At 39.0% G+C, this 8,510-nt stretch carries 4 protein-coding genes; all 4 read left to right on the top strand.

The features are described from left to right. The first annotated feature begins 15 nt into the window (after positions 1–15). A complete protein-coding gene (locus DXC23_RS11265; RefSeq protein ID WP_158552572.1) occupies positions 16–3,348 on the top strand; it encodes a PD-(D/E)XK nuclease family protein in 3,333 nt (1,110 codons plus the stop codon). Continuing rightward, a complete protein-coding gene (gene addA / locus DXC23_RS11270; protein WP_117706458.1) occupies positions 3,348–6,884 on the top strand; it encodes a helicase-exonuclease AddAB subunit AddA in 3,537 nt (1,178 codons plus the stop codon). The genes DXC23_RS11265 and addA overlap by 1 nt, the downstream gene beginning before the upstream one ends. Before the next feature lie 46 nt (positions 6,885–6,930). Beyond that, entirely contained in the window at positions 6,931–7,731 is an 801-nt protein-coding gene (locus DXC23_RS11275; protein ID WP_117706460.1) for an MBL fold metallo-hydrolase, read from the top strand. Positions 7,732–7,792: 61 nt separating this feature from the next. Then, positions 7,793–8,251, top strand: coding sequence for a hypothetical protein (locus DXC23_RS11280; protein ID WP_117706463.1), 459 nt, complete (start codon positions 7,793–7,795; stop codon positions 8,249–8,251). The last annotated feature ends 259 nt before the right edge of the window (positions 8,252–8,510 follow it).

An 8,510-nucleotide genomic window follows, 5' to 3' on the forward strand; every position in this document is an offset into this window, starting at 1 on the left:
AAAAGAGGGATATATTTGCTTAGATTTGTACTTGGAAAAAGCGGTACGGGCAAGACCGAGTACCTTTATAATAAGCTCACCGAGCTTGCACAGACGGGCGAAAACCGCATAATTATGCTGATACCGGATCAAAGCTCATTTGAAACCGAAAAAGTATTTCTTGACAGACTCGGCGCAAAAAAATGTCAGAATGTAAAAGTATTCGGTTTTTCACGATTTTGTCATTATGTTTTTGATACAGTTAATTTTGAGCAGAAAAATGTTATTGATGACAGCACAAGAGCCGTAATTATGAGCCTTGCACTTGAGCAGCTTGATACAAGCCTTGAAATGTTTGCAAACAGCAGCGGCAAAAAAAGTGTGATAGATTCAATGCTTTCTGCACTTAAAGAATGTAAGAAAGCGAAAATTTCTACCGAGGCGCTTAGAAATGTGTCGGCTTTGATAGACGATAAAACACTTAAAACAAAGCTGAGAGAAACCGCACTTATTATCGACACCTTTGACGCTATTGTCGAGCAAAGTTATATAGATCCGCTCGACAATCTTACAAGGGTGGCGGAAATTCTTAAAGAGAAAAATATGTTTAACGGCTTTACGCTTGCCGTTGATTCTTTCAGCGGTTTTTCCGTTCAACAGCTTGAGGTGCTTAAACTGTTGTTTGCTCAGTGCGAAAGCACCTATGTTGCGCTCACATTAAATCCATATGAGGATGAGGAGCAGAGCCTTTTCAGCACAACTAACGATACATATAAAAGGCTTAAGGCAATAGCAAAATCAGAGAATGTTGAGATTAAAGCGCCTGTAAAACTTGAGGAAAATTTCAGAAACGAAAGCGAAGAACTTAAAATTCTCGAAAAGAATTTTTATCAGAACAAAAGCAATGAATATGAGTTAAAAAACGATTCAATCACCGCTTTTTCGGCAGATACCGTTTACGGCGAATGTGAATTTGTGGCAAGGCAAATTAAAAGGCTTGTTGTAGAACAGGGGTATCTGTATTCCGACATAGCCGTTATTTGCAGAGATATTACGCCATATACGGGAGTTTTGAACACAATTTTTGATAAATACGAAATACCGTATTTTATGGATATAAGCTATGATATTTACATAAAGCCGATTATAAGGTATGTGTGTTCGATTTTTAATGCGATTTTAAACGGTTGGCAAAAGGAAGATTTGCTTGCAATTTTAAAAACAGGGCTTACAAATAATTCTGATGAAGAAATTTCGGCCTTTGAAAATTATGTTTATGTTTGGAATATAAACGGCGCAGCTTTTAAAAAGCCTTTTGCAAATAATCCTGACGGCTTTTCGGAAACTATGAGTGACTCACAAACGGAGCAACTCGAAATGGCAGAGAATGTGAGAGAAGGATTAGTAGAACCGCTTGAAAAATTCAGAGAAGATATAAAGGACAAAACGGGCAGAGAGATTACCGAACTGTTGTATAATCTGCTTGAAAGACTTGAGGTTACAAAAGCCATATCCGCTATGTATGACAAGCTAAAAGCTGACGGCGAGCTTGCGCAGGCAAAGGAAGAAATCAGACTATGGAATTTGCTTATGAATACCTTTGACCAAATGGTTGCCGTTGCAGGTGATTTAAAGGTATCGCCGAAAAGATATTTTGAATTGCTCTCGCTCAGACTTTCGGTACTGAAAATTGCGGATATTCCACGCACAGTAGACAGCGTGTCTGTCGGTACGGCGACAAGAGTAAGACTAAACAAAGAAAAAGCAGTTTTCCTTATTGGCTGTATAGACGGAGTTTTTCCTGCTGTTCCGTCCACCGCAGGTCTTTTTTCTGCATACGAATTAAAAACTTTGATTGCAAATAATTTGCCGTTTGGCGATGAGCCGGCGGAGCTTGCGGATTTTGAAAATTATATGGCTTATAAATCCGCCACTTCACCATCGCAAAAGCTGTTTGTTTCTTTTTACAAATCGGACTTAACAGGCGGTACATATATGCAGTCATCAATTATAAACGAGGTTGTAAGTATTTTTCCGAGCATTGCTTTGCATAGGGAGGAGGAGTATTGCTCGGTAAAGGACAGCACATGGGCAATTTTGCCTGCGTTTGAGGAGTGCGCACGAAACTTTAACAGCGACAGCGAGGAAAACAGAGCGCTGAAAAATTATTTTGCGAATAACGAAATATTTAAAGATAAGTACAAGGCACTGCAAAATGCAAGCACTGCAAAACCGTTTGTGTTTGACGATAAAAGCAATGTAAATCTTTTGTTTGGCAGTGACCTTAAAATTTCAGCATCGCAGGTTGAAAAGTTTAGTTTATGCCGATTTTCTTATTTTTGTAACTACGGCTTGCGTGTGCGTGAGCGCAGAAAAGCAGAGATAAACCCACTTGAATACGGAACTTTTATTCACTATATTATGGAGATTTTCTTTAGCAAATATTCTAAAAACGAATTTTCAAATATGAGCGAAGATGAAATCTATGATATTTGCGATGATATTCTTGACGATTATGTGGACAAGCATTTTGGCGGTACAGAAAAAAATACCCCACGATTTATGTATAGATTTAATAAGATAAGGGAAAATGTGCATTTCCTTGTTTTACATATCATTAAGGAGCTAAAACACAGCGGATTTGAACCGATTGACTGCGAGCTTAAAATAGACGGCGATATTCCCGGTTATGAGGTTGCTTTGCCGACAGGTCAAAAAATAATGCTCAGAGGCAGTGTGGATAGGGTAGATATTCTCAAAAAGGGCGAGGAAAACTATATCAGAATAATTGACTACAAGACAGGTTCAAAGGAGTTTAAGCTGTCCGACATTTTATACGGACTGAATTTGCAAATGCTTATTTACCTTTATGCAATTACACTTGGCGGTGAGGAGCGCTACGGAAAGGTTACGCCGGCAGGAATACTCTATATGCCGGCTACCGTAAAGCCGATTTCAGTTGACGGCGCTATGATTGATGCGCAAATTAACGAGCAGGTTTCAAAGGGACTGAAAATGAACGGTATGCTTTTAAATTCGCTTGATGTTATTGATAATTCCGATAAGGAATATATTTCTTTCAATACAAAAAAAGGAACTCTCACAACAGGCGGAAATCTTGCGAGCCTTGAAGAATTAGGTATGATTTTTAAAAAGCTCGATATGACTGTTGCCGAGATGGGAGATAAGCTTTTTTCGGGCAATGTTGAGGCGTCACCGCTTAAGGGCGGCAAGGATTCGTGCGAGTATTGCCCGTATGACAGCGTTTGCGCCTACCATATGAGCGCTTGCCGAAACAGCTTTTCGGTAGATAATGACGAGGTGTGCAAAATACTTGGGAACGAACAGAACAAAGGAGGCGAGGATTGATGGCTAAATTTACCGATGCGCAAACAGATGCAATCGTAGCGCAGGGCGGCAGTGTGCTTGTATCGGCGGCGGCAGGTTCTGGTAAGACCACCGTTCTTATTGAGAGAATAATAAGAATGATAACACGCAAAGAAAACCCGATTGATGTAGACCGACTGCTTATTGTAACCTTTACGAGGGCGGCGGCAAGCGAAATGAAGGAGCGACTTGCAAAAGCCATTAACGCTCTTCTTGAAAAAGACCCGTACAATTCATTGCTTTTGCGTCAGCGACAGCTTATGTATAACACAAGCATTTGCACCATAGACAGCTTTTGCGGTTCGATTGTAAGGGAGTATTTCCATGTGCTTGGCGTGCAAAAAGATTTTCGCCTTGCAGATGAAAACGAAATAAAGGTAATCGGAAACGATGCGCTCGAAACTGTGCTTGAGGACTTTTACAGGGGAAATACACCTGAATTTAACGCACTTGCAGACGCTTTTGCAAATAAAAACGGCGATGATAATTTGAGAAACGCAGTGCTGAAAATAGCAGGCTTTCTTGCAACTCAGCCGTTTGGCGAAAAATGGCTTGAAGATATGCTGTCAAATTATTGCCCCGATATTCCGATAGAAAAATCATTGTTTGGCAAAATTCTTATAAAATACGCAAGGTCAACGGCTGACCACTCGCTTTTGCTTACGCTTAACTCAATAAAATTGCTTGATGAGGACGAAAAACTGAGAGATGCAAACCTGCCGCTCTTGCTTGACGATAAGGCATATTTTGAAAAGCTTGCCGAAAAATTTGAGGAAGGCTCATGGGACGAAATCAAAAGATTTGCCGAAACCTTTGTTAAGGGCAGAATGAAAACACCAAAGGGCTACAAAGATGACCCGATTAAAATTGCCGTTGCAAATTCTCGTGACGATGTTAAAAAATCGGTGGACAGCATTTGCAATATCTTTATGTGGGACAGCACTGTAATCAGAGCCGAAATTGACTATCTTCGCATAATAGTATCCGAGCTTTTTGAGGTTGTAAGGGCATATCTTAAAAAGTTTTCGGATATGAAATACGCAAAAAATATGCTGTCTTTTTCAGATGTTGAGCTTTTGACTGTAAAACTGCTTGCCGAGCCTTGCGGTGACGGATACATAAAAACAGAGCAGGCAAAAGAGATTTCAAAACGCTTTGACCAAATTATGGTTGACGAGTTTCAAGATGTAAACGATGTTCAAAATCTTATTTTTAAATGCGTAAGCACTGACGAAAACAATATGTTTGTTGTTGGCGATGTTAAGCAGAGCATTTACGGATTCAGACAGGCAAAGCCTGAGATTTTTATTGATAGGAAAAACGAATACAATAAGTATGACAGAGAAAACGAAATTTATCCTGCAACTATAATTCTTGATATGAATTTTAGAAGTCGCAGGGAGGTTTGCTCGGCTGTTAATTTCATTTTTAAAAATCTTATGACAGAAACCTCGGCAAAAATGGATTACGGCGCAGATGAATACCTGAATGTGGGCGCTGTATATCCGCCGAGTGACAAATGTAATTTTGAGGTAGATTATATTCAGAACGAGAGTACAGATGACAGCGTGGTAAATGAGGCTGTATTTGTAGCAAATAAAATTCTCAAAATGAAGTCGGAGGGCTTTACGGTCGGCAGAGATAGCAAACCGCTTGAGTACGGCGATTGTGCAATTCTTTTAAGAAGTACAAAAAATACCGCAACCACCTTTGTAAATGTTTTAAACAGTCTTGGTGTGCCTGCAACCTCAGAGATAAAGGAGAGCTTTTTTGACGCCAATGAAATTAAGGTAATGCTCAACTTTTTGCGCTGTATAGACAATCCGTCACTTGATATTCCGTTGCTTTCAGTAATGTGCAGTCCTGTTTACAGCTTTACGGTAGACGAGCTTGCAAAGATTAAGAACGGCAACAGGTACACTAATTTGTATTCGGCAGTAGTGGAATTTGCAAAAAAAGACAGCAGAACAGCCGAGTTTTTAAAGGAGCTTAGCTCGCTCAAAACTTATGCCTGCACCTGTTCGGTTGATGAACTCCTGAGCCGTATTTATGAGCTTACTTCGTTTTCGGCTATAATCTCCGCTATCAGCGGCGCAAAGGGCATAAAAAATCTTAATCTGTTGAGAGAATATGCCCGCAGCTTTGAATCAAGCGGATACAGAGGTTTGTCTGCATTTATTTCATATATGGACAAGCTGATTGAAAACGGTGCTGACCTTGAGTCGTCTTCGGGCGATAACGGCGAAACCGACAATACCGTCAAGGTAATAAGTATTCATAAGTCAAAGGGACTTGAGTATCCTGTTTGCTTTATTGCTTGCTCGGCAAAGAAATTTAATAAAACAGACCTTAGCGCAGATGTGCTTATAGACAGCAAGGCAGGACTTGGCATAAGGAGAGTTGAGGGCTTTTGCCGATACAATACCTTGCCACGAATGGCGGTAGGTGTTGAAATATCTGAAAATGAAATTGCCGAAGAAATGCGTGTGCTTTATGTAGCGCTCACTCGTGCAAAGGAAAAGTTGATTGTTATATCGTCACAAAAAAATCCAACCGATTATCTTGCAAAGCTACATTCAAAGTTGGCAGGCGGAGTGATAGACCCGTATTCCGTTATGAAAGCAAAATCTATAAGCGATTGGATAAGTATGTGCGCCTTGGTGCACCCGTTGCATAATGAATTAAGAATGAAGTTACAGCTTGGAGAAACCGATTTTACAAATTCGGCAACAGACGAATTGCCATGGGATATTAATTTTATTAAATCGGCTGATTTTGTTAACGATACAGAGGAAGCAGTTGCCGATACAGAAAATAATTCCGATAACGAAATTTACGATTCAACTGTAATTGATTTGCTTAAGGAAAGAACAGATTTTCCATATAGAAATAAATCTGTGTTAAAAATTCCGCAAAAGGTCAGTGCCTCGGATGTTGCGCATAATGATGGCGACACCTTTGATAAAATCTTCTTAAAGCCTGCCTTTTTGTCAAATGGCAATTCCTCGGCGGTTGAAAGAGGTACGGCTCACCATAAGTTTTTGCAATTCTGCGATTTTAAAAAGGCAAAAAATGACTTGCAGGCTGAGCTTGACAGACTTTTAGCCGAAAAGTTTTTGACAGCCGAACAGGTTGCCTCAATTAATAAGAGCGAAATACAAAAATTCCTTGACGGCAGTCTTGCAAAGAGAGTAATGGACTCGCCGCTTGTTAATAGGGAGCAGCGCTTTACCGTAAATATCAAAGCAGGTATGCTTGACAGTACGCTTGAGGGCGAGAGTGCCGAAACAAGAGTGGTAATGCAGGGTGCTATTGACCTTGTTTTTAAAGAGGGCAATGAGCTTGTAGTTGTTGATTACAAAACGGATCGTGTGCGTGAAATCGGCAAGCTAAAGGAATTGTATTCAAAACAGCTCAGCCTTTATAAGCAGGCGGTTGAAGAATTTACCGATTATAAGGTTAAGGAATGTATAATATATTCCATTCATCTTAATGACTGCGTTGTTGTGGACTGCTGATTAGACAATTTTTGAAAATTGTGGTATTATTAATCGGGGTGATATTTTGAAATTAACTATACTCGGTACAGGTTGTGCAAGCGTAACCGATTGCTATAATACTTGCTTTGTGATTACAGATAATAATCAAAATTTTATGGTTGACGGCGGTGGCGGCAACACTATTTTTAAACAGCTTAAATCGGCGAATATTGATTGGAAAAGTGTGCGGCATATCTTTATTACTCATAAGCATATGGATCACCTGTTTGGCATTATGTGGTTTGTAAGAATGATTTGCCAGCATATCAACCGCAATACATACGAGGGCGAGGCATATATTTACGGTCATGATGAAGTAATAAAAATCATAAGAGATATTGCAAATCTGCTTTTGCTCAAGCGTGAGCTTGACCTTATCGGCAGCAAACTGCACCTTGTTACGGTTGAAAACGGACAGGAGCTTGAAATAATAGGGCATAGGGGGCAGTTCTTTGATGTTGAGTCGGTAAAGACAAAGCAATTTGGATTTACCATGCAGTATGGTAATGGCAAAAAACTCACCTGCTGTGGTGACGAGCCTTTTCATGAATGTGAAAGGGAATATGTGTACGGCAGTGATTGGCTTTTGCACGAGGCTTTTTGTCTGTATTCTCAGGCGGATATTTTTAAGCCGTATGAGAAAAACCATTCCACCGTTGCAGACGCCTGCAAACTTGCGGAAGAATTGAAAATTAAAAACCTTGTTTTGTATCATACGGAGGATAAAAATTTGAGCAACCGAAAATCACTGTATTATGATGAGGGCAAAAAATATTTCAGCGGAAACCTGTATATTCCAAATGACCTTGAGGTGTTTGAGGTTTAATAAAGGGTTGATCACAAAATATATTCTACAACTTTTATTTCAATGAAAGGAGGAATGTAAAGTGAAAAATAAACACATTACAGAAATATTGGCTCCGATAATGACGAGTGTGTTAATTTTTGGAACTATGATTATTGTATGTGGTTGTTTTTTAAATTCTGATTTTGCATTTGCAGAATATACATATTGCTTATTTATGTCAATTTTTTATTTTCCACTTTTTTTATTGACTATTTTTGGTTTTGAAATAAGTGCATTAAGTGTTTTAATAACCATTCTGATTTTAGCAATGTTTTTTGTTTGTCTATGTTTAGCTTGGAGTGCGTACATGAAACCCAGTAAGATGAAATATGGAATATTAATTCTATTGCTTGTAATTGACATTGTCGGCTCTTTTGGTGTTTTTATGTTTAGCTTTATTATAGGTTTAATCAATGTCTGTTTTAAGATAGCCTTAATACTATGCTATGCAAAAAATATAAAATTGTATGACGAAGATATGTACGATTATGCCAATTAACAAACTCTGACAGCTAAACGGTTATTGAAATATTGATGAGATTTTGTGGTCAATCCTAAACATCAAGCCGCTTGGCTATCAAGAATTTGTTATAGTTAAAGCATTTGTGGGCATTGCTCACACCCACAACCTTTTACTTTTGGACTGAAAGTTTAGCTTTTGCTTTACTTTGTTGCCAGACCGAAAGTGTGCTAAAACATTATTGGCTCTATACTAAATGTTGGGGTAAGGAAAGAGCCTACAAAATTAATTTAAAAAA

It is taken from the genome of Eubacterium sp. OM08-24 (genome assembly GCF_003438075.1).
Classification (GTDB): domain Bacteria; phylum Bacillota; class Clostridia; order Oscillospirales; family Acutalibacteraceae; genus Ruminococcoides.